This is a genomic window from Pedococcus sp. P2_F6, from assembly GCF_056403675.1.
This window is the reverse complement of sequence record NZ_JBFUEZ010000001.1, coordinates 169,206-195,614: the sequence shown is the minus strand read 5'-3', so window position 1 is coordinate 195,614 and position 26,409 is coordinate 169,206. Positions and strand designations below refer to the sequence as shown.

Annotated in this window: 25 protein-coding genes and 1 pseudogene; 12 read left to right on the top strand and 14 right to left on the bottom strand. The window is 69.9% G+C overall.

The window, feature by feature from the left end:
- Positions 1-46 precede the first annotated feature (46 nt).
- The 6 genes from AC1DWP_RS00895 to AC1DWP_RS00870 are packed head-to-tail and all read left to right on the top strand — an operon-like array spanning position 47 to position 4,869.
- Positions 47-1,249, top strand: a complete 1,203-nt coding sequence (locus AC1DWP_RS00895) for an aminotransferase class I/II-fold pyridoxal phosphate-dependent enzyme (protein WP_477612573.1) — start codon at positions 47-49, stop codon at positions 1,247-1,249.
- An 18-nt stretch (positions 1,250-1,267) separates the two neighbouring features.
- Positions 1,268-1,552, top strand: a complete 285-nt coding sequence (locus AC1DWP_RS00890) for a DUF6703 family protein (protein ID WP_477612572.1) — start codon at positions 1,268-1,270, stop codon at positions 1,550-1,552.
- Between the two features lie 53 nt (positions 1,553-1,605).
- Positions 1,606-2,562, top strand: coding sequence for a metal ABC transporter substrate-binding protein (locus AC1DWP_RS00885; RefSeq protein WP_477612571.1), 957 nt, complete (start codon positions 1,606-1,608; stop codon positions 2,560-2,562).
- The gene (locus AC1DWP_RS00880; protein WP_477612570.1) at positions 2,559-3,392 is read left to right on the top strand and encodes a metal ABC transporter ATP-binding protein; all 834 of its coding nucleotides are present in this window, start codon (positions 2,559-2,561) and stop codon (positions 3,390-3,392) included. Before AC1DWP_RS00885 ends, AC1DWP_RS00880 begins: the two co-directional genes overlap by 4 nt.
- A complete protein-coding gene (locus AC1DWP_RS00875) occupies positions 3,389-4,453 on the top strand; it encodes a metal ABC transporter permease (protein WP_477612569.1) in 1,065 nt (354 codons plus the stop codon). Before AC1DWP_RS00880 ends, AC1DWP_RS00875 begins: the two co-directional genes overlap by 4 nt.
- The gene (locus tag AC1DWP_RS00870) at positions 4,450-4,869 is read left to right on the top strand and encodes a Fur family transcriptional regulator (protein ID WP_477612568.1); all 420 of its coding nucleotides are present in this window, start codon (positions 4,450-4,452) and stop codon (positions 4,867-4,869) included. Before AC1DWP_RS00875 ends, AC1DWP_RS00870 begins: the two co-directional genes overlap by 4 nt.
- A 27-nt stretch (positions 4,870-4,896) precedes the next feature.
- Here AC1DWP_RS00870 and AC1DWP_RS00865 read toward each other — a convergent pair whose 3' ends face one another.
- From AC1DWP_RS00865 to AC1DWP_RS00855, 3 genes are read right to left on the bottom strand one after another with little or no spacing between them, the layout of a single operon-like run.
- Entirely contained in the window at positions 4,897-5,679 is a 783-nt protein-coding gene (locus tag AC1DWP_RS00865; RefSeq protein ID WP_477612567.1) for an isoprenyl transferase, read from the bottom strand.
- Entirely contained in the window at positions 5,676-6,512 is an 837-nt protein-coding gene (gene recO / locus AC1DWP_RS00860; protein WP_477612566.1) for a DNA repair protein RecO, read from the bottom strand. Before recO ends, AC1DWP_RS00865 begins: the two co-directional genes overlap by 4 nt.
- A gap of 53 nt (positions 6,513-6,565) precedes the next feature.
- Positions 6,566-6,694 carry a hypothetical protein gene (locus tag AC1DWP_RS00855; protein WP_477612565.1) on the bottom strand — a complete coding sequence of 43 codons (129 nt, stop codon included), beginning with the start codon at positions 6,692-6,694 and terminating at the stop codon, positions 6,566-6,568.
- A 114-nt stretch (positions 6,695-6,808) separates the two neighbouring features.
- On the opposite strand from AC1DWP_RS00855, the pseudogene AC1DWP_RS00850 reads away from it, so the two are divergent.
- Both AC1DWP_RS00850 and AC1DWP_RS00845 read left to right on the top strand, forming a co-directional pair.
- Positions 6,809-7,437, top strand: a pseudogene (locus AC1DWP_RS00850) (alpha-ketoglutarate-dependent dioxygenase AlkB).
- Between the two features lie 170 nt (positions 7,438-7,607).
- Entirely contained in the window at positions 7,608-9,095 is a 1,488-nt protein-coding gene (locus AC1DWP_RS00845; RefSeq protein WP_477612564.1) for a hypothetical protein, read from the top strand.
- A gap of 63 nt (positions 9,096-9,158) precedes the next feature.
- On the opposite strand, the gene leuA is transcribed toward AC1DWP_RS00845, so the two are convergent.
- Complete coding sequence (leuA, locus tag AC1DWP_RS00840) at positions 9,159-10,904, bottom strand: 2-isopropylmalate synthase (protein WP_477612563.1); 1,746 nt, start codon at positions 10,902-10,904, stop codon at positions 9,159-9,161.
- Between the two features lie 222 nt (positions 10,905-11,126).
- Here leuA and AC1DWP_RS00835 point away from each other — a divergent pair, with 222 nt between their 5' ends.
- The gene (locus tag AC1DWP_RS00835) at positions 11,127-11,939 is read left to right on the top strand and encodes a hypothetical protein (protein ID WP_477612562.1); all 813 of its coding nucleotides are present in this window, start codon (positions 11,127-11,129) and stop codon (positions 11,937-11,939) included.
- Here the strand turns inward: AC1DWP_RS00835 and AC1DWP_RS00830 are convergent.
- The 4 genes from AC1DWP_RS00830 to AC1DWP_RS00815 are packed head-to-tail and all read right to left on the bottom strand — an operon-like array spanning position 11,918 to position 15,558.
- Positions 11,918-12,937, bottom strand: coding sequence for a 1-aminocyclopropane-1-carboxylate deaminase (locus tag AC1DWP_RS00830; protein WP_477612561.1), 1,020 nt, complete (start codon positions 12,935-12,937; stop codon positions 11,918-11,920). The genes AC1DWP_RS00835 and AC1DWP_RS00830 overlap by 22 nt on opposite strands.
- Positions 12,938-12,977: 40 nt before the next feature.
- A complete protein-coding gene (locus AC1DWP_RS00825) occupies positions 12,978-13,631 on the bottom strand; it encodes a GntR family transcriptional regulator (protein WP_477612560.1) in 654 nt (217 codons plus the stop codon).
- Between the two features lie 32 nt (positions 13,632-13,663).
- Entirely contained in the window at positions 13,664-14,950 is a 1,287-nt protein-coding gene (locus AC1DWP_RS00820; RefSeq protein WP_477612559.1) for an MFS transporter, read from the bottom strand.
- Positions 14,947-15,558, bottom strand: coding sequence for a helix-turn-helix domain-containing protein (locus tag AC1DWP_RS00815; RefSeq protein ID WP_477612558.1), 612 nt, complete (start codon positions 15,556-15,558; stop codon positions 14,947-14,949). Before AC1DWP_RS00815 ends, AC1DWP_RS00820 begins: the two co-directional genes overlap by 4 nt.
- A gap of 121 nt (positions 15,559-15,679) precedes the next feature.
- Between AC1DWP_RS00815 and AC1DWP_RS00810 the strand changes: the two genes are divergently transcribed.
- The 3 genes from AC1DWP_RS00810 (at position 15,680) to AC1DWP_RS00800 (ending at position 19,359) form a co-directional block, all read left to right on the top strand.
- A complete protein-coding gene (locus AC1DWP_RS00810; protein ID WP_477612557.1) occupies positions 15,680-16,576 on the top strand; it encodes a GNAT family N-acetyltransferase in 897 nt (298 codons plus the stop codon).
- A gap of 5 nt (positions 16,577-16,581) precedes the next feature.
- Entirely contained in the window at positions 16,582-17,226 is a 645-nt protein-coding gene (locus AC1DWP_RS00805; RefSeq protein WP_477612556.1) for a GNAT family N-acetyltransferase, read from the top strand.
- A gap of 141 nt (positions 17,227-17,367) precedes the next feature.
- Positions 17,368-19,359, top strand: a complete 1,992-nt coding sequence (locus AC1DWP_RS00800; RefSeq protein WP_477612555.1) for an acyl-CoA dehydrogenase family protein — start codon at positions 17,368-17,370, stop codon at positions 19,357-19,359.
- 72 nt (positions 19,360-19,431) lie between these two features.
- Here AC1DWP_RS00800 and AC1DWP_RS00795 read toward each other — a convergent pair whose 3' ends face one another.
- From AC1DWP_RS00795 to AC1DWP_RS00770, 6 genes are all read right to left on the bottom strand, one after another.
- On the bottom strand, positions 19,432-20,466 hold the full coding sequence (locus AC1DWP_RS00795) for an aspartate-semialdehyde dehydrogenase (RefSeq protein ID WP_477612554.1): 1,035 nt from the start codon (positions 20,464-20,466) through the stop codon (positions 19,432-19,434).
- A gap of 44 nt (positions 20,467-20,510) precedes the next feature.
- Entirely contained in the window at positions 20,511-22,211 is a 1,701-nt protein-coding gene (locus AC1DWP_RS00790; protein ID WP_477613406.1) for a BCCT family transporter, read from the bottom strand.
- A gap of 353 nt (positions 22,212-22,564) precedes the next feature.
- A complete protein-coding gene (era, locus tag AC1DWP_RS00785; protein WP_477612553.1) occupies positions 22,565-23,548 on the bottom strand; it encodes a GTPase Era in 984 nt (327 codons plus the stop codon).
- Positions 23,545-24,867, bottom strand: a complete 1,323-nt coding sequence (locus AC1DWP_RS00780) for a hemolysin family protein (RefSeq protein ID WP_477612552.1) — start codon at positions 24,865-24,867, stop codon at positions 23,545-23,547. The genes era and AC1DWP_RS00780 overlap by 4 nt, the downstream gene beginning before the upstream one ends.
- Positions 24,868-24,877: 10 nt before the next feature.
- A complete protein-coding gene (gene ybeY, locus AC1DWP_RS00775) occupies positions 24,878-25,345 on the bottom strand; it encodes an rRNA maturation RNase YbeY (RefSeq protein ID WP_477612551.1) in 468 nt (155 codons plus the stop codon).
- On the bottom strand, positions 25,323-26,372 hold the full coding sequence (locus AC1DWP_RS00770) for a PhoH family protein (protein ID WP_477612550.1): 1,050 nt from the start codon (positions 26,370-26,372) through the stop codon (positions 25,323-25,325). Before AC1DWP_RS00770 ends, ybeY begins: the two co-directional genes overlap by 23 nt.
- Positions 26,373-26,409 lie beyond the last annotated feature (37 nt).

The window sequence follows — 26,409 nt, the reverse complement described above, 5'->3', positions numbered from 1 at the left end:
GAATGGTGGTCCCGACCACCACGGGCCCCGTCTAGCCTTGGTGGCCATGAGTGACCACCCCGTCTCCACACGGGCGGTGCGGATCCAGCAGGCCGAGTCCTTCCGGATGCTCTTCGACTTCGCCCGCAAGTCCGGCTACCAGGAGCGCCGGCTCGAGCCCGGCGTGCTCGACTTCACCTTCGGCGACCCGCACGAGCTGCCCCAGCCGGCCTACGTCGAGGCGCTGCGAGAGGCCGCCCTGCCCAAGGACGAGCTCTGGTTCGCCTACAAGTTCAGCCAGGAGCCGGCCCAGGAGGCGGCCGCCGCCTCGCTGTCGCGGCACCTCGGGATCGCGTGGCCGGCCGACCGCGTCCGCATGACCACCGGCGGCTTCGGTGCCATCGCCACCGCGCTCAAGACCGTGGCGGACCCCGGCGACGAGGTCATCTTCAGCCTGCCACCGTGGTTCCTGTACGAGTCCCTGGTCCTCGAGGCCAGCCTGGTGCCGATCAAGGTGCGGATCGACCCCGCGACGTTCGACCTCGACCTCGCCGCCATCGAGGCCGCGATCACCCCGAGGACTCGGGTGGTCATCGTGAACACCCCGAACAACCCCACCGGTCGGATCTACCCGGAGTCGACCCTGCAAGCCCTGGGCGCGCTGCTCGAGGAGGCGTCCGCCAGGAACGGCCGGCGGATCTACCTCGTGTCCGACGAGGCGTACAACCGGCTGGTCTTCGACGGGGCACGCTTCGTCAGCCCGGGCCAGCACTACCCCTACACCCTGCTCTGCTACTCCTACGGCAAGGTCCTGGTGTCACCGGGGCAGCGGCTGGGCTACCTCGCGCTGCCCCCGTCGATGCCCGCCGACGTGGTGGACGCCATCATCGAGGCCGTGGAGAGCGTCCAGATCGCTGCGGGGTGGCTCTTCCCGAACAACGTGATGCAGTACGCCACCCCGCGCCTCGAGGAGCTCAGCCTCGATGTGGCTCACTTGCAGGTCAAGCGTGACTTCATGGTCGAGGGACTTCGTCGGATCGGCTACGACCTCAGGGTGCCCGAGGCGACCTTCTACCTCTTTCCCCGCTCGCCGGTGCCCGACGACGAGGCGTTCGTGCGACTGCTCTCAGACCTGGGCGTGATCGTGATGCCCGGCAGGATCTTCGAGACGCCGGGCTTCTTCCGGATCTCCCTGACCCAGACCCTCCCGGTGATGGAGCAGAGCCTGCCGCGGTTCGCGACGGCGCTGGCGCAGGTCCGAGGCACCTGACGACATAGGGTTTCGCCCGTGCCCTCCCTGCGTGAACGCGTCGCCGACGTCAGCCTGCCCGTCATCAACGCCCTGAACCGGATGCCTCGTGCGGTCCCCTTCCTGCTGGTCCTGGGCCTGATGGTCGCCGGCGTCCTCGTCCCGACGTGGGGCTGGCTGTTCCTCGCGGTCGTCGTGGCCTTCCTCGGCTGGACCCTCTACCTGGCGTGGCCGGCGCTGGACCGAACCGCACGACTGGGCAGGTTCGCGGTCCTCCTGATCGCCGTGGCCATCACCATCACGCGAGCAATCCCGCGCACCTGAGCGTCGCCAGGCGATTTTGACAATCGTTCTCACTTCAGATGAGAATGATTGTCATGACGCTTCGCCCCCTCGGTCTGGTCGCAGGCCTCTTGTCCATCGCCATGGTCTCCGCCTGCGGTGGGGCCGGGGGGCGCGGCGCCGACGACGGTCGACTGGGTGTCGTGGCCGCCTTCTACCCCCTGGAGTACGCCGTGTCCCAGATCGGGGGCAGCCACGTGGTCGTCACAGGCCTGACCAAGCCCGGCGCCGAGCCGCACGACCTCGAGCTCAGCCCGCGGCAGGTCGCGAAGGTCGCGGAGGCGGACGTCGTGGTCTACGAGAAGCACTTCCAGCCCGCTGTCGACGCCGCCGTCGAGGGGCAGGCACGCGACACGGCTCTCGACGTCTCCCCTGCCGCCCGGCTCGACCTGGTCGCGGTCGAGGACGGTCACGACCACGGTGGCGAGACGCAGGAGGAACACGCCGGGCACGCAGCCGACGCGTCAAGCCCTCGCGACCCGCACTTCTGGCTCGACCCCATGCGCTACGCCGACGTCGGCGACGCGATCGCCGCGGAGCTGGCGGCACGAGACAAGGCCAACGCCGCGGCATACCAGGCGAATGCGAAGGCGTTCCGAGCGGCGATGACCACCCTGGACGCCGAGTTCCGGACCGGCTTGAAAAGCTGCGCCAACCACGAGCTCGTCACCTCGCACGCTGCCTTCGGCTACCTCTCCGAGTCCTACGGCTTCCACCAGGAGTCGATCACGGGCCTGACCCCCGACGCCGAACCGAGCCCAGCTGCCATGGCGGTGCTGACCAGGCACATCCGCGAGACCGGCGCGAGCACCGTATATGCCGAGACGCTCGTGAGCGAGGACGTCGCCAAGACACTGGCCCGGGAGACCGGTGCGAGACTGGCCGTGCTCGACCCGATCGAGGGCATCACCAGCGCCTCGGCCGGTCGCGACTACCCCGCGGTGATGCGGGCCAACCTCGGGATCCTGCGCGCGGGACAGGAGTGTTCATGACCACCACGGACGTGCCACCGATCATCGAGCTGCGGCGCGCGAGCTTCGGCTACGCCGACCAGCCGGTCGTCACCGGCGCCACCCTGACGGTCCGTCCCGGAGAGGTGGTGGCAGTCCTCGGGCCGAACGGGTCCGGCAAGTCGACCCTGGTCCGCGGTCTGCTCGGCCTCAACGACCACCTCGGTGGCGACGTGGAGCTGTTCGGCCAGCCGCGTGAGTCCTTCTCGGACTTCGCCCGGCTCGGTTACGTGCCCCAACGGCACACCCTCTCGGCGTCCGTGCGAGCCACCGTCACCGAGATCGTCGCGGTCGGACGACTGCCCCACCACCGCTGGTGGCGACCGGTCATCAGGACGGCGCAGGACGCCGCCATCATCGACCGCGCCCTCGACGTCGTCGGGCTGAACGACCGTGCGCACGCCGACGTGGCAACCCTGTCGGGCGGCCAGCAGCGCCGCGTCCTCATCGCCCGGGCGCTGGCGTCCAACCCCGACGTCCTGCTGATGGACGAGCCGACTGCCGGGGTGGACGCCGCCAACCAGCAGGTGCTGTCGGCGGTGCTGGCCCGGCTCGCCGGACGCGGCACCACGATGGTCATCGTCACCCACGAGCTCGCCGCCCTCGCCGACATCGTCACCCGGATCGTGGTCGTGCAAGCCGGGCGGATCGCCTTCGACGGGTCGCGTGACGAGTTCGCTGCCCGGACAGGCGAGTTCGCGTCGTCCGCCGACAACCACCACCACGAGGACGAGGACCGCATGACCACCTCGAGACTGCCCGGCGCCCCATCAGCCGGCCCCCTCGACCCGCGCGGAGGTGTGCGTTCATGAGTGAGCTGCTGTCCCTCGACTTCATGCGGCAGGCCCTCATCGCCGCCGTCCTGGTCGGTGTCGCCGCGCCCCTCGTCGGGGTCTTCCTCGTCCAGCGCCGGCTGTCCCTCATCGGTGACGGCATGGGTCACGTCGCCCTCGCCGGTGTCGCGGTCGGCGTGCTCACCGGCCAGGCCCCGGTCGTCACTGCCCTGGTGGCTGCCGTTGCCGCGGCGGTCGCGATCGAGGTGATCCGCGGGCGGGGCCGGACCAGTGGCGACATCGCCCTCGCCGTGATGTTCTACGGCGGTATCGCCGCCGGTGTGGTGATCATCGCGAAGTCGCCGAGCAGCAGCCCGGCCAACCTCACGGCCTACCTGTTCGGTGCGATCACCACGGCCGACCAGCGCGACCTGTGGGTGTTCGCCGGACTCGCCCTCGTGGTGCTCTTCGCGACCTGGCTGCTCCGGCCGTGGCTGTTCGCCGTCGCCAACGACGAGGAGTACGCCCGGGCCAGCGGGCTTCCCGTCACCGGCCTCAACATCGCCCTGGCCGTGCTCACAGCGGTGACGGTCGTGGTGTCGATGCGCGTGGTCGGGCTGCTGCTCATCAGCGCCCTCATGATCATCCCCAACGCGACCGCCCAGCTGCTGGGGCGCAGCTTCCGCGCATCCACGCGATGGGCGGTGCTCGTGGGCGTCGTGTCCAGTGTCGGCGGGGTGATCATGTCGTTCTACGCCGAAACCCCTTCCGGCGGAACGATCGTGCTGCTGGCCATCGGGTTCTTCGTGGTGGCCGCCACCGGCACGGCGGCAGTCGCCAGGGCGCGGGCCCACCAGCACCGAAGAGCCGAGCGCCACGACCACGAGCACGGTCCCGAGTGCGGCCACCCCGCAGTCGCCCACGGCGACCACGTCGACTACGTCCACGACGGGCACCGGCACGCTCCGCACGAGGGTCACTACGACGAGCACGACCCCGCCAGGCACGAGGCGATCAGCCACCACCACGACGGCAGCTCACCCGACGGCAGTCCGCACGACGGCAGTCATGAGGCCGAGAAGGAGAAGGCACCACAATGACCGGAGTCCAGGAACGGCATACCACCGAGGGCGCCCGGCGCCCCACCCGCCAGCGAGCCGCTGTCACTGCCGTCCTGGCCGAGACCGGCGAGTTCCGCTCTGCGCAGGAGCTGCACGCCCTGCTGCGCGAGGGCGGGGACAAGGTCGGGCTCGCCACCGTCTACCGCAACCTCCAGGCGATGGCCGCCGAGGGCGAGATCGACATGTTGCGCACCGACGAGGGCGAAGCCGTCTACCGCGCCTGCTCGACCGGCCACCACCACCACCTGGTCTGCCGCGAGTGCGGCCGGACCGTCGAGGTCGAGGGTGCGGCCGTCGAGGCATGGGCGGCTCGGGTCAGTGCGGAGCACGGGTTCACCGAGGTGCGCCACACGCTGGAGATCTTCGGCACCTGCGCCACCTGCGCCTCGTCCTGACCGCTGCTGGCGGTGGGAGGCCCCTCCTCAGGTCGTGGAAAGGTCGACTGCCCCGCCGTAGCGTCGATCACGCTCGGCGTAGGTCTGGATGGCCGCCCACAGGTGGCGCCGGTCGTAGTCGGGCCACAGCGTGTCCTGGAAGACCATCTCGGCGTAGGCGCTCTGCCACAGCAGGAAGTTGCTGGTCCGCTGCTCCCCCGAGCTGCGCACGAACAGGTCGACGTCCGGCATGTCGGCCTCGGGCAGGTGCCGCGCGATCGTCTTCTCGTCGATCGATCCCGGCTTGAGCTTGCCGCGCTGCACCTGCTCGGCGATCCGCTGCACCGCGTCGGCGATCTCCGCACGCCCGCCGTAGTTGACGCAGAAGTACAGGGTCAGCCCGGTGTTGTGCCTGGTCAGCTCCTGGGCGATCTCGAGCTCCTTGATGACCGAGCCCCACAGGCGCGGCCGCCGACCGACCCACCGCATGCGGACGCCCCACTCGTGCAGCTGGTCGCGACGGCGCCGGATCACGTCGCGGTTGAAGCCCATGAGGAAACGCACCTCGTCGGGGCTGCGCTTCCAGTTCTCGGTGGAGAAGGCGTACGCCGACAGGTGGGTCACACCGGCCTCGATCGCACCGGCCGTCACGTCGAGCAGGGCCGCCTCTCCGGCTTCGTGGCCCTTGGTGCGGGGCAGGCCTCGCTGGTTGGCCCAGCGTCCGTTGCCGTCCATGACGATCGCGACGTGGCGTGGCACGAGCTCGGCGGGCAGCGACGGTGGCTGGGCGCCGCTCGGGTGGGCGAACGGCCGGGGGTATGCCGTGCTCACGCCTTGGCCACCTGGGCGGCGGCGTGTGCCGCCTCGACCTTCTCCACCACGCTGAGCGGTGCGGGCGACCACGTCACGCGGGAGTCGAGCCGGGGCTGGTCGGGGTCACGTCGGTCCACGAGGCGCAACGATCGCACACCCCGCTCGAGGTGCCACTGGAGGAAGGCGCTGGCCAGGGTGCTGCCCTCCCGGCGGTGCCGCCCCTGCGACGCGTCGGCGATGACCCAGTCCCCGGCCAGCAGGGCGGCCAAGAGTGCGAGCGTCTCGGGCGCGGGCGCAGCAGACCCGACCGGACGGCATACGGGGCAGACAGTGCCACCCGAGGCGAGGTTGAACGCGCGGTGCGGCCCCTCGGCGCCACAGCGTGCACAGTCGTGGAAGCTCGGCGCCCAGCCGGCCACGGCGAGCGCGCGAAGCAGGTAGGCGTCGAGGACCAGGCCGGGGTCGTGCAGTCCCTCGGCCATCGAGCGCAGCGCGCCCTGGAGCAGGAGGTACTGCTGGAGGTTGGGTTCGCGCTCCTCGGTGAGCCGGTCGGCGGTCTCGAGCATCGCGGCCGCGGCGGTGTAGGTCGTGTAGTCCCGCGCCAGCACGTCACCCCAGGAGGCCAGCGTCTCGGCCTGGGTCACGGTGTCGAGGTTGCGGCCCTCGTAGCACTGGACGTCCACCATCATCGCCGGTTCGAGCCGCGCCCCGAAGCGGCTCTTGGTGCGACGGACGCCCTTGCCGACGACGCGGACCTTGCCCAGGGTGCGCGTGAGCAGGGTGACGATGCGGTCGGCCTCACCCAGCTTCTGGGTGCGCAGGACGATCCCTTCGTCGCGGTAGAGCGGCATGCCTCCATTGTCGCAAGTCCCGGGCCCGAAGCTCGTCTGCCGTGCCGCGCGGCTCAGAGACCGAAGCCGTAAACCGCCACGACGACGATCAGGACCAGCAGCACCACTGCGACCAGCCCCACCCACAAACCACACGCCAGTCCGCTGGCCAGCTTGTCGTCGCCAGTGTCCCTCTCCGCCATGGGACGACGGTAGCGCCACCCGGCAGCACCACTTGGAGAACCGCTTGGAGTTACCGAGCCCGACAGACGCGCAAAGGCTAGAACACCTGTTCGAAGATGGGTTATCGTGGGGGCATGTCCATGGCCTTCCAGGGCTCGCTCCTCGACACCGCTGACGAGATCGAGCTGCACCCGTTGTCGGGGGGCCTGACGCGCACGGAGCTGTCGCGCGGCGCGTGGGTCGACTACCGACCGGGCTGGCTCGCCGGCGCCGACACGCTGTTCGAGTCCCTGCACCGCGAGGTGCCGTGGCACGCGGAGCGCCGCGAGATGTACGAGCGGATGGTGGATGTTCCCCGACTGCTGAAGTTCTACGACGAGGACGAGGCTCTCCCCCACCCGGTCCTCACGCAGGCCCGCGACGCCCTGTCCCGGTGGTATGCCGCGGAGCTCGGCGAGCCCTTCGTGACCGCCGGGATGTGTCTCTACCGCGACGGCCGCGACTCCGTCGCGTGGCACGGCGACCGGATAGGCCGCGCCAAGGACCTGACACCATGGTCGCGATCCTGTCGATCGGCTCGGCCCGCACCCTGGCCCTGCGGCCACGGGGTGGCGGGGAGTCGAGGGGCTTCTCCCTCGGCCACGGCGACCTGGTGGTCATGGGTGGCTCGTGCCAGCGCACGTGGGACCACGCGATCCCCAAGACCACCAAGGCGGTCGGTCCGCGCATCTCGATCCAGTTCCGCCCCCGCGGCGTCCGCTGACCCGCCGATCCCGCGGCACGCGACGACCGAGCCGGTCCGCCGGCGCCAAGCGGCCGCCCCTCGGCGTTTGTGCAGGTCAGGGCAGATTGGGGGTTGCCAAACTTGGTGGGGATGGGTCATCCTTCCGGGCACGAGTCAGTGTCGACTTGTCCGCTATGGGGGGATTCCACATGCGCCTGCACCTCACCCGTCGCCCGCTCTGCGTCCTCGCCGCCCTGGTGGCCGCCCTGGTCGCTTTCGTCGGCGGCGCCGTGCCGGCCGGTGCGGCCAAACCCGTACGCGCCAGCGTCTCGATCACGAGTCCGGCGGACGGGACGTCGGGCACGGCGGTCCTCGTGCCGGTCTCGGGCAAGGCGAGCTCGCCGAACGGCACCGTGACCATGGTCGTCGACGGCGTCGAGACCGGTCAGACGCCCACCGTCGACAGCCGCGGCGCCTGGTCGACCACCGTGGGTTCCCTCCAGGTCGGCGACCACAGCATCTGCGCGCTGGTCCGGGTCGACGACGTGACGCTCGCCACCGCGTGCGTGAACCGCACCGTCCGACCTGACCCGAACGCGTTCGCCGTCGCCTGGCCCGAGCAGGGCGCGTCGGTGGCGACCCGCTTCTCCGTGAGCGGTCCATGCCAGAACGGCACCCAGGTCGCCCTCGCACTGGACGGCGGCTCCACGGCCACGGTCGACTGCAGCAACGACTTCTTCTACCAGGAGTACTACGGGGTGGCCGCCGGGTCGCACTCGCTGAGGGTGGAGGCTCGGTATGCGGGGACGAGCTTCGCCTCGGCCGACCGTTCGTTCACCGTCGTGGCGCCCCCACCGGTCGTCGTGGAGGTCACCTCCCCCGCCGACGGGTCGACCGTCGACACCGAGGCGGTCTACATCCGGGGCACGAGCAACCGTCCGGGCCAGACCGTCATCGTGTCCATCAACGGCCACGACGTCCGTGAGGCGTTCTCCGACGGCGACGGCAACTGGAACGCCTACGCCTACCTGACCTACGGGGACAACACGATCTGCGCTCGCCTCACCGACGGCGAGGGATTCACCGGTGAGGGTTGCGCCGCCGTCCGCTTCGCGATCGACCCGTCCCGCCTCACCATCGACACCCCGCAGGAGGGCAGCCTCCACAACGCGTTCGTCGACTTCTCCGGCCAGTGTGCCGAGGGCACGACCGTGCGCATCAGCGTCGACTCCGACCCGTGGGTCGCCGAGCAGAACTGCTACTACGGCAGTTACAGCGGCGGCCTGGCCTACGTCGCCGACGGCGAGCGCACCCTGACCGTGAGCATGGTCGCCTCGCAGCAGGTCGTCGCGACGAAGACCCGCACCTTCACGGTCGACACGCTCGCCCCGGCACCGCCCACCATCGTCTCGCCCACACCGGGCTCGACGATCAAGACCCGCACGGTCACCCTCTCCGGCACGACCGCCGAAGGCGGGCTCACCATCGGCGTCCTGCACTCCGACGGGGCGCCCTACACGACCACCACGTCGAGCTCCTCCGGCACGTGGTCGGTCGTCCTGGGAGAGGACTACTTCGCCCGAGCCGGTGTCCTCACCGGCAAGGCCGGCTCCGTCACCGTCCGGGCGACGGCCACCGACCCCGTGGGTAACGAGTCGGCGCCGACGAGCGCCACCTACACAACCCGCATCCGCTGACGGAGACGGCGACGGAGACGGCGACGGCATGCCGCGTGGCCCAGCCACGCGGCATACCTCAGGTCACTCGCCCGGGGCCATCCGCTCCGCACGGTTGACGGCGGACAGCACCGCGGTGAGTGACGCCTTGACGATCGAGGAGTGCAGGCCGACACCCCAGAGCACGCGGTCGCCGACAGCGCACTCGACGTAGGCGGCAGCCTTCGCGTCGCCACCTGCGGACAGCGCGTGCTCGGCGTAGTCGAGGACGCGGACGTCGACCCCGAGGGTCGACAACGCGTCGATGAACGCGGCGATCGGTCCGTTGCCGGTGCCCTCGATGGTGACCTCCACGCCGCGGTCGAGCATGGTCGCGCTGATCCGGTCGACGCCGCCCTGCTCGCTGATGAGCGAGTGGCTGACCGGCGTAAAGCGGCCCCACGTGTTGACGGCACCGTCGACCGCGGGCAGGTACTCGTCCTGGAAGATCTCCCACAGCTGGGCCGCGCTGACCTCGCCACCCTCGCTGTCGGTCTTGGCCTGGACGACCCCGCTGAACTCGATCTGGAGACGACGCGGCAGGTCGAGCTGGTGCTCGGTCTTGAGCAGGTAGGCAACCCCGCCCTTGCCCGACTGGCTGTTGACGCGGACCACGGCCTCGTAGGAACGGCCCACGTCGTGCGGGTCGATCGGCAGGTAGGGCACGCCCCACACGAGCTCGTTGATGGACTTGCCGGACGCCTTGACCTGGCGGTCCATGTCCTCGAAGCCCTTCTTGATCGCATCCTGGTGAGACCCGGAGAATGCGGTGAAGACGAGGTCCCCGCCCCAGGGATGGCGCTCGCCGACGGGCAGCTGGTTGCAGTGCTCGACGGTGCGACGGATGTCGTCGAGGTTGGAGAAGTCGATCTGCGGGTCGATGCCCTGGCTGAAGAGGTTCATGCCGAGGGTGACGAGGTCGACGTTGCCGGTGCGCTCCCCGTTGCCGAACAGGCAGCCCTCGATGCGGTCGGCGCCGGCGAGGTAGGCCAGCTCGGCCGCGGCCACGCCGGTCCCCCGGTCGTTGTGGGGGTGCAGGCTCACGACGATCGACTCGCGCCGCTCGAGGTGGCGGATCATCCACTCGATCGAGTCGGCGTAGACGTTGGGCGTGGCCATCTCGACCGTGGCCGGGAGGTTGATGATCATCTTGTGGTCCGGGGTGGGGTCGATGACGTCGGCCACCTCGTTGCAGATGCGCACCGCGAACTCGAGCTCGGTGCCGGTGTAGGACTCCGGGCTGTACTCGTAGTAGACGATCGTGTCGGGGATGGTCTCCTCGAGCTTGCGGCACAGTCGCGCTGCCTGGAGGGCGATGTCGACGATGCCGTCCTGGTCGAGCCCGAAGACCACGCGACGCTGCAGGATCGACGTCGAGTTGTAGAAGTGCACGATCGCCTGCTTGGCCCCGCGGATGGAGTCGAAGGTCCGCTCGACCAGGTGGTCGCGGCACTGGGTCAGAACCTGGATCGTCACGTCGTCGGGGATCATGTCGTCCTCGATGAGCATCCGCACGAAGTCGAAGTCGGTCTGGCTCGCCGAGGGGAAGCCGACCTCGATCTCCTTGTAGCCCATTCGCACGAGGAGCTCGAACATCCGCTTCTTGCGGTCCGGGCTCATCGGGTCGATGAGCGCCTGGTTGCCGTCGCGCAGGTCGACCGCGCACCAGCGCGGGGCACGCTCGATGACGCGCGTCGGCCACGTGCGGTCCGGCAGCTCGAAGGGGATCTGGTCCTTGAACGGCACGTACTTCGCGACCGGCATACCCGACGGCTGCTGGGGGTGGATCATGTTCTCTCGCCTCACGATTCGCTGCAGGTGGCTGTACTCAGGGTCTCAGCCGGCAACGCGAACTCCGCGACGAGGGGCGGCTGATCGGTCAGGCCCCGCCGCGGCGGCGAAGGAGGAGGCGCAAGGAACGCACGGGACGAGGGTATGCCGCGTGCCCGGCCCACGTCCAACGTCCGAACCACGTCGCCCACCATCCGGACGTTGGCCCGGTAGGTTGCCGCCATGATGATCCGACCGGACACCCTCGCGGCCATCAAGGCGGGCGACGTCGATCTGGCGTTCCGGCGCTGGGACCGTCCGCGGGTCGTCGTGGGCACCCGGCTGCGCACCCGCGTGGGCCTGCTGGAGGTGACCTCCGTCGACAAGGTGGCCCCCTCGCGCATCACTGCAGAGGAGGCCCGGCGGGCCGGCGCGAAGTCCCTCCTCGAGCTGCGCCGGATGCTGGAGGCCAAGGCCGACCGCCCGGTGTGGCGGGTCGGGCTGCGCCACGCGGGAGCCGACCCGAGGGAGCAGCTGCGCGCCACCCTGCCTGAGGCCGACGAGGTGGCCACGATCCGCGAGCGACTCGACCGGCTCGACCGCGCCTCGGGGATCGGCCCCTGGACGAGGGCGACGCTGGCGATCATCGACCGCTTCCCCACGGTCCGCGCGCCGGAGCTTGCCGCCGAGCTGGGCCGGGACACCCCCAGCTTCAAGCGTGACGTCCGCAAGCTCAAGGAGCTCGGCCTCACGGAGTCGCTCGACATCGGCTACCGGCTCTCACCCCGCGGCGCGGCCGTGGTCGACGCCGAGTCGGGTGCTCCTCGGTTGGACCGGGCCACAGCCCCCGACGGCACTCCCCTGCCTCGCATCGGCGCCCCGGCGACGCGGGCTCTGCGGGCCGAGGGGATCTGGACCCTGGAGCAGGTCAGGGACCGCAGCGAGGAAGGGCTGGCGGCGCTCCACGGCGTGGGGCCGATCGCCCTGCGCTTCCTGCGAGAGGCGCTGGCCGAACGCGGCTGGACCTTCGCCGGTCAGTCGAAGATCCCTGAGTAGGCGTTGAGGGCGGGCTGCCCGCCGAGATGTGCGTAGAGCACCGTCGAGTCCTCGGGGATCTCGCGGGACGTCACGAGGTCGACGAGGCCGGCCATCGACTTTCCCTCGTAGACGGGGTCGATGATCATGCCTTCCAGCCGGCCACTCAGCCTGATGGCGTCGACCGTTGACTCCACCGGGATGCCGTAGAGGTCGCCGGCCCAGCCTTCGAGCACCGTCACCTCGTCGTCACGGAGCGGCCGGCCGACCCCGATGAGGTCTGCGGTGTGCTGCGCTATGCGCTGCACTTGGTCGCGCGTCTTGTCGATCGTCGCCGAGGCATCGATCCCCAGCACCCGGCGAGGCCGACCGCCCCCATCCTCGAGCGCCGCGAACCCGGCGATCATGCCGGCGTGGGTCGACCCGGTCACCGTGCAGACGACGATCGTGTCGAAGAAGACCCCGAGCTCCTTCTCCTGCTCGACCACCTCGTAGGCCCAGTTGGCGAAGCCGAGCCCGCCGAGCCGGTGCTCCGACGCGCCGGCCGGGATGCCGTAGGGCTTGCCGCCCGCCTCCTCGACCTCGCGGAGGGCGTCCTCCCAGGACGAGCGGATGCCGATGTCGAAGCCGTGCGGGTCCAGGCGGGCGTCGGCGCCCATGATCCGTGACAGCAGGATGTTGCCCACCTTGTCGTTGACCGGGTCGTCCCAGTCCACCCACTTCTCCTGCACGAGGCGGCACCTGAGACCGAGGTGCGCCGCGACCGCCGCCACCTGACGCGTGTGGTTCGACTGGTACCCACCGATGGACACGAGCGTGTCTGCACCCTGGGCGAGCGCGTCCGGCACGATGTACTCGAGCTTGCGGGTCTTGTTGCCACCAAAGGCCAGTCCGCTGTTGCAGTCCTCGCGCTTGGCCCACACCTGGGCGCCACCGAGGTGCTCGGTGAGGCGCGCGAGGCGGTGCACCGGGCTCGGGCCGAAGGTGAGCGGGTAGCGCTCGAAGTCGTGGATCGACATGGCGTCTCCTGGGCTGAGAGGGCTGGCTGGGCTGAAGCGGTCAGGTGTCGAGCAGGGGTGCGAGGGTCTGCCACGTCTCGTGGGAGACCTCGGCGGCGGCCTCGCGGTCCCCCGCCTCGCACAGGTCGATGAGCCGGGCGTGCAGGGCGACCGACCCGCGGCCTGAGAGCGAACTGAAGCGCAGTCGCTCGACCCGCCGAAGGACAGGGGTGAACTGGTCGAGGACGGCCGCCAGCGCCGCATTGCCCGCTGCCGAGACCGGTATGCCGTGGAGCTCGTCATCGGCGGCGAGCGCCGCCTCGGCGTCACCAGCCTCCAGAGCCGCACGGAAGCGCGCGTTGGCGTCGCGCATGCGGTCGAGGTCGTCGGCGGTCAGCTGTCCGACGGCGTCGTGGACGGCCAACCGATGCATCTGGGCAACGACTGCCTGGGCGTCACGGGCCGCGCGGTGGTCGAGCGAAGCCACCGTGGTCGAGCGGCCGGGGAGGGAGGCGACGAGCCCGGCCTGCTGGAGGCGGAGCAGGGCCTCCCGCACCGGTGTCCGGCTCACGCCGAGCCAGACCGCCAGCTCCTGGTCGCGGAGCTGCTCGCCGGGGGCGAGGGTGCCGTCGACGATCGCGTCCCTCACCCGCCGGTAGACGTCGTCGCGGAGCAGGGCACGGGACACGGGGGTCTGGGAGGACGGTATCGGCACCCGATATATTGCATATCAAGAGGTGGTTCGCGTCAAGCCCCACTCACCTCGTGGACCGCGTCCAGCTCTTCGATGGAGGCGGTCGAGAAGACCGGAGACCACAGCAGGAACAGCACCGACAGGGAGCCACCGACCGCTGCGACCACCATGGTGGGCGCCAGCCCGATCCACTCCCCGACCAGCCCGCCGAGGACTGCGCCGAGCGGGCGGATGCCGTAGTTCACCGTGGAGAACGCACCGCTGACGCGACTGCGGACGCCGTCCGGGGTCACCGCCGTCATCAGGGCGTTGAGTGGGATGTCGAGGCACATCACCCCCAGAGCCGAGATGAACTCGACGAGCGCCAGGACGCCAGCCCTCGACCACGTCGGACCGTGGGCCAGAGGCAGCAGTGCGAAAGGCGCGGAGAACACGACCGCGCCGAACGCGATCGTGCGCCCGAGCCCGATCCGCCGGGCCATCGGTCCGGCGAGCACCGTGCCGAGCAGTCCTCCCGTCGCCCCGGTGCCGAGCGCGAGGCCGATCACCCCGGCCGAGAGTCCGAGCTCGCGGCTGGCGAAGAGGATCAGCAGCGCGCCGGCCATCAGGTTGAACAGGTTGATGGTCGTGGCGCACGCCAGGGACGCCCGCAGGTACGGATCTTTGAGGACCAGGCCCATGCCGTCGCGGGATCGACGCAACAGGCGGGCCTCGTTGGAGGTGTCGACCGGCAGGTCGGGCACGCGAACCCTCCCGATCAGCAACGCCGATACGGCGAAGGTGACCGCGTCGACCAGCATGGCCACCGGCGCCGTCACCGCTTGGATGAGGCCACCAGCCACCGCTGGACCCGCCACGAACGACGCCGACCGGGTGCCGCTGAGCAGGCTGTTGGCCTCGACGAACTGGTCACGCCGCACCAGTCCGACGAAGAAGCTCGGATAGGAGGTCTGGTAGAGCACCTGCCCGGCTCCTGCGAGCAGCGCCACGGCGAAGAGCTGACCCATCGTGATCACCCCGAGGAAGTGCGCGACGGGCAGGGTCAGCAGCACGACACAGCGCAGGAGGTCGGCGACGATGAGTAACCGGCGCTTGCGCGCCTGGTGGTCGACCCACGTGCCGACGAACAGCGACAGCAGGTTGGGCGTCCACACCGCCGCCGTCAGCAGGCCGACCGTGGGGGCGGTGGCGTGCAGGGCCGTGACCGCGATGAGTGGCAGCGCCAGCTCGGTGATCCGGTCGCCGAACTGCGAGATGCCCTGACCCGCCCAGTAGGTGGCGAACCGTCGGTCCCGCCACAGTGGGGCCTTGACCGCTGGGCCTGCCGTCGTCTCCTTCACGAGGTCCGCTCCGCTTCGGTGCGGCCAGCTTCGGGAAGGTCCGCTTCGGGAAGCAGGTAGCGCAGCATCCGCACGTTGCGCCCGTCCGGCACCGGCTCCCGGTCGGCCTTGCGCAGGACGAAGGGAGCGAGCAGCTGCTCGATCGCGGCCTCCACGTCAGCCAGCTCCTGCACCGTCACCACGAAGGTCGTGTTGGACAGGCCGGACGACTGGCGCCAGTCGTCCTCGAGCAGGGGCTCGACGTCCCTGGCCCACCGGCCGGGGAGGTCCTCGGCCTGCTCGAACATGACTCGGGAGAGCAGGGTCGCCGCGTCGCGCCCGGCGTCGTCGGTGGTGGGAGTGAAGCGGAAGCCTCGACCCACGGCCTCCCACCACCGCTGGCGGCCGTCGGACTCGACTGCCGCATCCTTCACCAAGCCGTGTTCGGCGAGGTGGCGAAGGTGCCAGCTCGTCACCGACGGGGTCGCGCCGACCTGAGGGGCAAGCGCGGTGGCCGTGCTCGGGCCGTCCACCTGGAGGCGGCTGAGGATCGCCAGCCGAACAGGGTGGGCGAGCGCGCGCATTCCCCGAGGGGTCAGCTCGACGTCGCCGTACGGGTTGGTGGACACCGTGGCCCCCTGACCAGAGATTGTGAGAGAGTTGTTTCGAGAGAACTCTCTCACAATCTCCTGGCACTGTCGTCCCGAAATACAGGTGCACCGGGTCCCCTCAGCCCGGCACGATTCCGCCATGGAGCTTCCCGTCGGGCTGGTGGCCCGCCCCCTCTCCCCTGCGGACGCGCACGCCGTCTTCGAGATCGTCACCGCGGCGGAGACCCATGACGTCGGTGAGGCCGCCATCGAGGTGGAGGACATCGAGGGCGACTGGGCCCGCGGCAGCTTCGACCTCGCCACGGAAGCCATCGGCATCTGGGACGGTGACCGGCTCGTGGCCTCGGGCGAGGTGTTCAAGGGGCGTCGGGCCGACGCCTCGGTGCACCCCGAGTTCCGGGGTCGCGGCATCGGCACCTGGCTCGCCGACTGGCTCGAGGACTGTGCCCGAGCCCGTGGCTCGAAGCTCGTCGGGCAGACGGTGCCCGGCGACACCAACCCTGAGGCGTTCCTCAAGGCCCGCGACTACCGGCTGGGGTGGACCTCGTGGGTGCTCCAGGTGCCTGCGGAGCGGACCATCGAGCCACAGCCACTGCCCGAGGGCTACGCCCTTCGGGAGTTCGCGGGGCCGGCCGACGGCCGCGTCGCCTTCCAGCTCATCGAGGACGCCTTCAACGAGTGGCCCGACCGCGACCCGTCGACGTTCGAGGACTGGGCGCCCCGTGGCCCGCTCCGCCCCGGGTTCGAGCCGTGGCAGATCCGGTTCGTCGTCGACCCGCAGGGCAGCGAGGTCGGGGTGTGCTACACGATTCTCGCGGGCAGCACTGGCTACGTCGACGCGATCGCGGTGCGGCGCGACCAGCGCGGCCTGGGTCTGGCGAGGGCGCTGCTCGTGGATGCTTTCGGACGCGCGAGGGACCACGGCGCCACGGTGAGCGAGCTGTCCACCGATTCGCGTACCGGCGCCCTCGGCCTGTACGAGCACGTGGGCATGCAAGTCACCCAGACCTGGCGCCACTGGATGACTGACCTCTGAGTGCCGTGCTTGCTGACCTGTGGCCCACGTTCGGCCTGACCCTGACCACTCCCCGGCTCACCCTGCACCTCCCGTCCGAGGACGAGCTCACCGCCTTGGCTGAGCTCGCTGGCGAGGGAGTGCACCGTCCGGACGAACGCCCCTTCCTCACGCCCTGGACCGAAGGCACCACTGAAGAACGAGCGAAAGCCGTTCTGAGCGGGCACTGGTACAGGTTGTCCTGCTGGGAGCAGGACAGCTGGAGCCTTGGCATGGCGATCATCGACCGAGCCGGGACAACCATGGGCATCGCGACGTTGAGGGCGCGCGACTTCCGCGTCAACCGCGAGGTCACCACGTCGTCCTGGCTCGGCCTGCGATTTCACGGGCAGGGTTTCGGCACGGAGGCTCGCACAGCCCTCTTGACCCTGGCTTTCGACCACCTGGGGGCCACCGACGCGACAACGGAGGTCTTCCAGGACAACCACGCCTCCCAAGGGGTGTCTCGCAAGCTCGGCTACCAACCCGATGGCATCTCGCGCGACCGCCGCGGCGACGAGGTGGTGGTGTCCGATCGGCTCCGGCTGACCAGCGACCGCTGGGCCGCGGTCACCAACCGAGTCCCCGTGCACGTCACCGGCCTGGACGCAGCGCGGTCGATGTTCGCGTGAGCCCGACACCCGTGTGCGGACCGGAGTGAAGCCGAGGGTTCACGTCACAGCGTGCGGTCAGGCGGACTGGCTCGGGCCTGCCTCAGCACTCGCGCGGAGGGCTACCCGCGGGTAGCGTGAGAGGCCCCCAGGAGGCGAGCCATGAGCAGTGACGTCGAGCAGGAGCGGCCGACCACGAGCGGCGCCGGCAGCAGCCAGCAACCAGTGGTGCAGGCCACCGAGCGGGAGTCGCGAGCGGTCGCCGAGGCGGCCCGGGAGTCGGACTGGGACCGCCCCAGCTTCGCCAAGGGCCTCTACCTCGGCCACTTCGACCTCGACCTCGTCCATCCGCACCCGCGTGCCACCCCCGAGGACGAGGAACGCGGCGAGGAGTTCCTGACCAGGCTGCGGGAGGTCTGCGCCGACATCGACGGGGCCCGGATCGAGCGCGAGGCGAAGATCCCCGACGACGACCTCGCCCGGCTCGCCGCCATCGGTGCCTTCGGCATGAAGATCCCCCGCGAGTACGGCGGGCTCGGCCTGACCATGTCGTCCTACGGCAAGGCCTTGATGCTGGTCGGCTCGGCGCACCCGAGCCTTGGCGCCCTCCTGTCCGCCCACCAGTCCATCGGCGTCCCCGAGCCGGTCAAGCTGGTCGGCACGCCCGAGCAGAAGCAGGCGTTCCTGCCCCGGTGCGCCGCAGGCGCCATCTCCGCGTTCCTGCTGACCGAGCCGGACGTCGGCTCGGACCCGGCCCGGATGGGCAGCACCGCCACCCCGACCGAGGACGGCACGGCATACCTGCTCGACGGGGTGAAGCTGTGGACCACCAACGGCGTCGTCGCTGAGCTGCTCGTCGTCATGGCCCGGGTGCCGGCCCACGAGGGTCACGGTGACGACCAACAGAAGGGCGGCATCACCGCCTTCGTGGTCGAGGGCAGCGCCGAAGGGATCACCGTCGAGCGACGCAACTCCTTCATGGGGCTCAAGGGCATCGAGAACGGCCTCACGCGTTTCCACCAGGTGCGCGTGCCGGCGGAGAACCGGCTCGGCAAGGAGGGCGAGGGGCTCAAGATCGCGCTCACCACCCTCAATGCCGGACGCCTGTCGATCCCGGCGATGTGCGCCGCCGCGGGCAAGTGGGCGCTGAAGATCGCGCGCGAGTGGTCGGCCGAGCGGGTCCAGTGGGGCCGTCCGGTCGGCGAGCACGGGGCCGTGGCGGAGAAGATCGCCTTCATCGCCGCGACCACCTACGGCCTCGAGTCGGTCCTGGAGCTGTCGGCCCAGCTCGCCGATGCCGGCAGCAAGGACATCCGGATCGAGGCGGCGCTGGCCAAGCTGTGGTCGAGCGAGATGGCTTGGCAGATCGCCGACGAGCTCGTCCAGGTGCGAGGCGGTCGCGGCTACGAGACGGCGGAGTCGCTGAGGGCCCGTGGCGAACGCGCCGTCCCGGCGGAGCAGATGATGCGCGACCTGCGGATCAACCGGATCTTCGAGGGGTCGACCGAGATCATGCACCTCATCGTCGCCCGCGAGGCCGTCGACGCCCACCTCAAGGCCGCGGGCGCCCTCGCCGACAAGGACGCCTCGCTCGAGGACAAGGCCCGTGCAGCCGCGGGCGCCAGCGGCTTCTACGCGAAGTGGCTGCCGCAGCTCGTGATCGGCAAGGGCGCAACCCCCACCTCGTATGCCGAGTTCGGACCGTTGGCGACCCACCTGCGGTTCGTCGAGCGGTCCAGTCGCAAGCTGGCCCGGCAGACCTTCTACGGCATGTCGCGGTGGCAGGCGAGGATGGAGTACCGGCAGGTGTTCCTGGGCCGGGTCGTCGACATCGGTGCCGAGCTGTTCGCCATCGCGGCAGCTTGCAGCCGGGCAGAGATGTTGCGCGTGGACGACGAGGCCCGAGGACGCTCGGCCTACCAGCTGGCCGACGTGTTCTGCCAGCAGAGCCGACACCGGGTGGAGGCTCTGTTCACCGACCTGTGGTCCAACTGCGACGACGCCGACACGCGTCTGGCCAAGGGCGTGCTGGCGGGCGACTACACCTGGCTGGAGGAAGGTGTGCTCGACCAGAGCGAGGGCACTGGGCCGTGGATCGCGCCCTGGTCCCCGGGTGCCAGCGAGACCGAGTCGCTCTGGCGCGGCGTCCGCTGACAGCGTCGAAAGTGCAGGACACGCTGGGCTTACCCGCAGTCCGTCAGCGTGTCGTGCGCTCTCGACAGCGGGTCAGCGGCGCTTGAGCAGCTCCTCGGCGATCTGGACGGCGTTCAGGGCCGCACCCTTGCGCAGGTTGTCGCCGACGACGAACAGCACCAGTCCCTTGCCGGCGGGGGCGGCCTGGTCGACGCGCACGCGCCCGACGTAGACCTCGTCACGCCCGGCGGCCTCGAGCGGGTTGGGCACGTCCGTCACGACGACACCCGGCGCCTTGGCCAGCAGCTCGAGAGCGCGCTCCGGCGTGATGTCGTCGGCGAACTCGGCGTGGATGGCCAGCGAGTGACCCGTGAAGACCGGCACGCGCACGCAGGTGCCGGAGACAAGGAGGTCGGGGATGTGCAGGATCTTGCGGGACTCGTTGCGGAGCTTCTGCTCCTCGTCGGTCTCCAGCGAGCCGTCGTCCACGATCGACCCGGCGAGCGGGATGACGTTGAAGCCCACCGGCACGGCGTAGACGTTCGGTGCCGGCACCTCCACCGCGCGCCCGTCGAGGGCGAGGTCGGCAGGTGCGCCCGCGGCATACCCACCGCGCAGCTGGCCGTCGAGCTCCTGGACGCCCTTGCCACCGGATCCGGACACGGCCTGGTAGGACGCCACGGTGAGGCGAACCAGACCTGCCTCGTCGTGCAGCGGCTTGAGCACCGGCATCGCGGCCATCGTCGTGCAGTTGGGGTTGGCGACGATGCCCTTGGGGATGGTGTCGAGGTCGTCGGCGTTGACCTCGCTCACGACCAGCGGGACCTCCGGGTCCTTGCGCCAGGCCGACGAGTTGTCGACCACGATCGCCCCCGCTGCGGCGACCTTGGGGGCGAGCTCCTTGGAGGCCGCTCCCCCGTTGGAGAAGAGCGCGATGTCGATCCCGGAGAAGTCGGCCGTGGCCGAGTCCTCGACGGTGACCTCGCCGCCGGCCCACGGCAGCGTGGTGCCGGCAGACCGCGCCGACGCGAAGTAGCGGATCTCGTCGACCGGGAAGCCCCGCTCGGCGAGGAGTGCGCGCATGACCGAGCCGACCTGCCCGGTGGCCCCGAAGACACCAATTCTCATGGGACCAAGGATAGGTCGGCTCGGTCGTGCAGCGGTTCAGCGGCTCACGATGTGGCAGAACCTGTGTGCTCGTTGTCGGAAGTCGACCCCACGGTCACGAGATCGCCGACACCTTCGCCCGGAGCGGACTCCTCGAACGTCAGGGTGAAGTCGTCACCGTGCTCGGTCACGCCCGCCACGACAGCCTGCTCGATCGCAGCCACGGCATACGCGCGGCGGACGATGAGCGGGTCGCTGCTGAGGTCCTTGACCAGCGCGATGGCCAGCCCGATCATCACGACGAGGAACGGCAGCGCTGCCACGATGGTGATGTTCTGCAGCCCTGACAACGCGTCCTCACCGCCGACCAGCAGCATGACCGCGGCGACCGCACCAGTGGCGGCGCCCCAGAAGATGACCGTCTTGCGGCTGGGTGCGAGGGTGCCTCGCTCGGACAGCGTGCCCATGACGATGGACGCGGCATCCGCACCGGAGACGAAGAAGATCGCGACGAGCGCCATGACGACGATCGAGGTGATCGTCGACAAGGGCATGTGCGAGAGCATCGCGAACAGCGTCCCCTCGGAGGACCCTGCACCCGCCAGGTCGGTGCCACCACGCTGCATGTCGATGCCGGCGCCACCGAAGATGGCGAACCACACCAGGGACACCAGGCTCGGGACCAGCAGGACGCCGGTCACGAACTGGCGGATGGTGCGACCCCGCGAGATGCGCGCGATGAACATGCCCACGAACGGGGTCCAGCTGACCCACCAGGCCCAGTAGAAGATCGTCCAGCCCGACAGCCACTCCTTCATGGCGGAACCGCCGGCGGCGTCGGTGCGCGCCGACATCATCGCGAGGTCCTGGAAGTAGGAGCCCACGGCCGTGGGCACGAGGTCCAGGATGAAGACGGTCGGGCCGACGACGAAGACGAAGACCGCGAGCCCGAGGGCCAGCACCATGTTGATGTTGGACAGCCACTGGATGCCCTTCGCGACGCCGGAGACGGCCGACAGGATGAAGCAGACGGTGAGGACCGCGATGATGGCGACGAGGAGCATGTTGCCCGCCTTGCCGATGCCCGCGACGATCTGGAAGCCCGAACCGATCTGGAGCGCGCCGAGGCCGAGCGAGGCGGCCGAGCCGAACAGCGTCGCGAAGATCGCGAGCATGTCGATGACGCGACCGGCAGGACCGTTGGTGTGCTTCTCCCCCAGCAGCGGTGCGAATGCCGAGCTGATGAGCAGCGAGCGCCCCTTGCGGAACACGCCGTAGGCGATGGCCAGTCCGACGACCGCGTAGATGGCCCACGGGTGCAGGGTCCAGTGGAACAGCGTGGTGGCCATGGCGTTCTGCACGGCCTCGGGGTTGCCGGCCGCCCCGGTGCCGGGCGGCGGCGTCACGAAGTGCGAGAGCGGCTCGGATACGCCGTAGAACATCAGGCCGATCCCCATGCCCGCGGAGAACATCATCGCGATCCAGGAGACCGTCTTGAACTCGGGCTCCTCGTCGTCACGGCCGAGGGTGATGCGCCCGTACTTGCTGGCCGCGATCCAGATGACGAAGAGCACGAAGCCCGACGCCACCAGCGAGAAGAGCCAGCCCATGTTGTGCACGACCCAGCCGAGACCAGCGCCTGAGGCCGAGCTGAGGGTGTCGGTGCTGAGGAAGCCCCACAGGACGAAGGCGACCGCGATGGCGGCGGTGACACCGAAGACGATGGTGTCGACCTTCTGTGGTTCGTCGGCCTGGTGCTCCACCACGACGGGGTCGAGGGCGGGGTGCTGGTTGTCCGGTAGGTGCTCGAGGGCGTTGTGCTCGCCGGCAGCTTCTGCCGGGGCAACGGGGCCCGTCTTGGTCAGTGTCGTGTCCACGTGGCGTAGGCGCCCTCGTTGGGGAGGGCGCCGCTCCTTCGGTTCTCGTCGGTGACGTATCAGTTGCGGTTCAAAACCATTGCGGCCGACCGCCAACCCTGTCGAGAACGACCAACGATCTCAAGTCGCCGACACCACACGGGGCAAGTGCCTGAGCCAGATCCGTTGCCCTGCAACGGTTCCCAGGTATGCCGTGAGCCTCACCACACGCGGTCGAGGGGATGGTCCAGAACCGGGAGCGACTAGAAGCCGAGGCGCTGGAGCTGCTTGGGGTCGCGCTGCCAGTCCTTGGCGATCTTGACGTGCAGGTCGAGGTAGACCCGCTGGCCCAGCAGCTTCTCGATGCCGATCCGGGCAGTGGTGCCGACCTCACGCAGTCGCGACCCACCGCGGCCGATGATGATGGCCTTCTGGGACGACCGTTCGACGAAGACGTTGACGCGGATGTCGAGCAACGGCTTGTCCTCCGGGCGGTCGGGGCGCAGCAACATCTCCTCGACGACCACGGCCAGCGAGTGCGGCAGCTCGTCGCGGACTCCCTCGAGGGCGGCCTCGCGGACCAGCTCGGCGATCATGACGACGTCCGGTTCGTCGGTCAGCTGTCCCACGGGGTAGAGGGGGCCCGGCGACGGCGGCAGGTAGCTCGACAGCACCTGCGCCACGTCCTCGACCTGGCGACCGTCGACGGCGGAGCAGGGCACGATCGCCGCCCAGTCCCCCAGCTGGTCGATCGCGATGAGGTGCTCGGCCAGCCGCTGTCGGTCGACCGCGTCGATCTTGGTCGCGATCGCGACGACGGGCCGGCGCCGGTCCTGCTGGATCTCCTTGAGCTCGCGGGCGATGAACCCGTCGCCAGGACCGATCTTCTGGTCGGCCGGGAGGCAGAACCCGATGACGTCGACCTCGAGCAGGGTCTCGCGCACGACGTCGTTGAGCCGCTCCCCCAGCAGGGTCCGCGGCTTGTGCAGCCCCGGGGTGTCGACCAGGACGAGCTGCGACGCCGGCGTCGAGACGATCCCTCGGATCGTGTGCCGGGTGGTCTGGGGCTTCGAGGAGGTGATCGCCACCTTCTCCCCCACGAGGGCGTTGGTCAGCGTCGACTTCCCGGCATTGGGCCGCCCGACCAGGCAGGCGAAGCCGGCGGTGTATTCCGATGGCGTGGCGTTCGATGGCGTGGCGATCGAAGTTGAAGCACCCTCGGTCGGTCCGGAACCACTCGCAGTCATGACACTCCCTCGCGCTCGGGTTCCACCGTAGTGCGCTCGCGCCCACCGTCGGCGTCCGCCTCGTCGTCGACGACCAGGGGCTGCACGATGACGCTGGCGATGCGGTGCCGACGACCGGCCATCCGCTCGGCGGTGAGGGCGAGCCCGCCCACCTCGCAGCGGGAGCCGACGATCGGGACCCGTCCGATGGACTTGCCGATGAGGCCTCCGACGGTGTCGACCTCGTCCTCCTCGATGTCGACGCCGAAGAGGTCCGCGAGGTCGTCGATGTCCATGGTGGCGGGGACGCGGAAGGTGCCGTCGCCGAGGTCCTCGACCCCGGGTGCCTCGCGGTCGTACTCGTCGGCGATCTCGCCCACGATCTCCTCGATGATGTCCTCGATCGTCACGAGGCCGGCCGTGCCGCCGTACTCGTCGACGACGAGCGCGAAGTGGCTCTGGTCGCGCTGCATCTCGCGCAGGAGGTCGTCGACCGGCTTGCTCTCGGGGACGTAGTGCATGGGTCGCATCTGCGCGGTGACCGGCAGGGTGCCCGACTCGTGGTCGGCGTTGACCCGGCGGACGACGTCCTTGAAGTAGAGCAGCCCGAGGACGTCGTCGGAACCGTCGCCCACCACGGGGATGCGGGAGAACCCGGACCTCAGGAACAGCGACATCGCCGAGCGCAGCGTCTTCTCGCCGTCGATGGTCACCATGTCGGTGCGAGGCACCATCACCTCGCGCGCCACGGTGTCACCGAGCTCGAAGACGGAGTGGATCATCTCGCGCTCTCCGGCTTCGATGACCGAGCTCTCACCCGCCAGGTCGACGAGGTCGCGCAGCTCGGACTCGCTCTGGAACGGGCCGTCGCGGTAGCCGCGCCCCGGTGTCACGGCGTTGCCGAGGGCGACCAGCACCCTCGCCACCGGCCCGAGGAAGGTGCGCAGCCCCACGATGATCGGGGAGGCAAGCAGGGCAACGGAATCCGAGTGTTGACGCCCGAGGGTGCGCGGTGAGACCCCCACCACGACGAAGGACACGAGGGCCATCATCCCGATGGCGATGAGCAGCCTGCGCCAGAACCCGTCGACCAGGTCGATGGTCCCGAGCGTGATCAGGACGGCGGTGGTCGACTCCGCCACGATGCGCAGGAACGCGGTCACGGACAGGTATGCCGCGCTGTCGGCGACGATGCGCGACAGGGCCACCGCGCCGGTGCGCTTCTCCTCGAGCAGCTCCTGGGCCCGCACCCGGGACATCCGCCACAGGGCCGCCTCGGCCGCTGAGAGGAGGAAGGCTGCAGCGATGCTGAGCAGGGCCGCGAAGACGAGTGCGGTCATCGGCGCCCCATCAGGTGGCGGGCCGCCCGCGGCCCGCGAGGAAGGTGAGCAGCAGCTGCCGCTGGAGCTCGAACATCTCGCGCTCCTCCTCGGGTTCCGCGTGGTCGTACCCGAGCAGGTGCAGGATCCCGTGCGTGGTCAGCAGCAGGAGCTCCTCCTCGGTCGCATGTCCCGCGTCGGCGGCCTGCTTGGCCGCGACCGACGGGCAGAGGACGATGTCGCCGAGGACGCCTTCCTCGGGCTCGTCGCCCTCCCGGGCCGGCCGCAGCTCGTCCATCGGGAAGCTCATCACGTCAGTCGGGCCGGGCAGGTCCATCCACTGGACGTGGAGCACCTCCATCGCGGCCTCGTCCACCAGTCGCAGGCACAGGTCGGCGCCCGGATGGACCCGCATCTCCCCCATGACGTAGCGGCTCAGCGCCACCAGCTCGAGCTCGTCGAGCTCGAAGTCGGTCTCATTGAGAACGTCGACGCTCACGCCCTCGCCCTCCCTGACCGTGCTGCTCGCCCTGCCCGTTCTGTCCTCGGAGGCGCTCGCCCTGCACGGGCTGGCCCTGATCGTCCCAGCGGCCGTAGGCGTCGACGATGGCGCCCACCAGGCGGTGCCGGACGACGTCCTGGGCGGTGAGCAGGGAGAAGTGGATGTCCTCGACGTCACCGAGGATGTCCCGGACCACCCGCAGCCCCGACCGGGTGCCCTCGGGGAGGTCGATCTGGGTCACGTCACCGGTCACGACCATCTTGGACCCGAAGCCGAGGCGCGTCAGGAACATCTTCATCTGCTCGGGTGAGGTGTTCTGGGCCTCGTCCAGGATGATGAACGCGTCGTTGAGGGAACGCCCACGCATGTAGGCGAGCGGCGCGACCTCGATGGTGCCGGCAGCCATCAGCCGCGGGATCGACTCGGGGTCGACCATGTCGTGGAGCGCGTCGTAGAGCGGCCGCAGGTAGGGGTCGATCTTGTCGTTGAGCGTGCCGGGCAGGAAGCCCAGCCGCTCGCCCGCCTCCACTGCTGGCCGGGTCAGGATGATCCGGTTGACCTGCTTGGCCTGGAGCGCGGCGACAGCCTTGGCCATCGCGAGGTAGGTCTTGCCCGTGCCCGCCGGGCCGATGCCGAAGACGATGGTGTGCTCGTCGATCGCGTCGACGTAGTGCTTCTGGTTCAGCGTCTTGGGCCGGATGGTGCGGCCGCGGTTGCTCACGATGTTCATCGTCAGCACGTCGGCGGGCCGCTCCGTCGTCTGGGCACGCAGCATGCTGATGGAGCGTTCGACGGCGTCGCGGTTGAGCGGCTGACCGCCGTCGATGACCAGGAGCAGCTCGTCGATGGTGCGCTCGGCGAGCGCGACCTCGGCACTCGGGCCGGACAGGTGGAACTCGTTGCCCCTGACGTGGATCTGCAGCTGCGGAAAGGCCCGTTCCATGGTGCGGAGCAGCTCGTCGCGCGGACCGAGGAGGGTCACCATCTGCACCTGGGCAGGAATCTCGACGGTGTGGGTGGGCATCGGAAGGGCACCCTCGGGCGCGCCCCCCAGCGTGGTC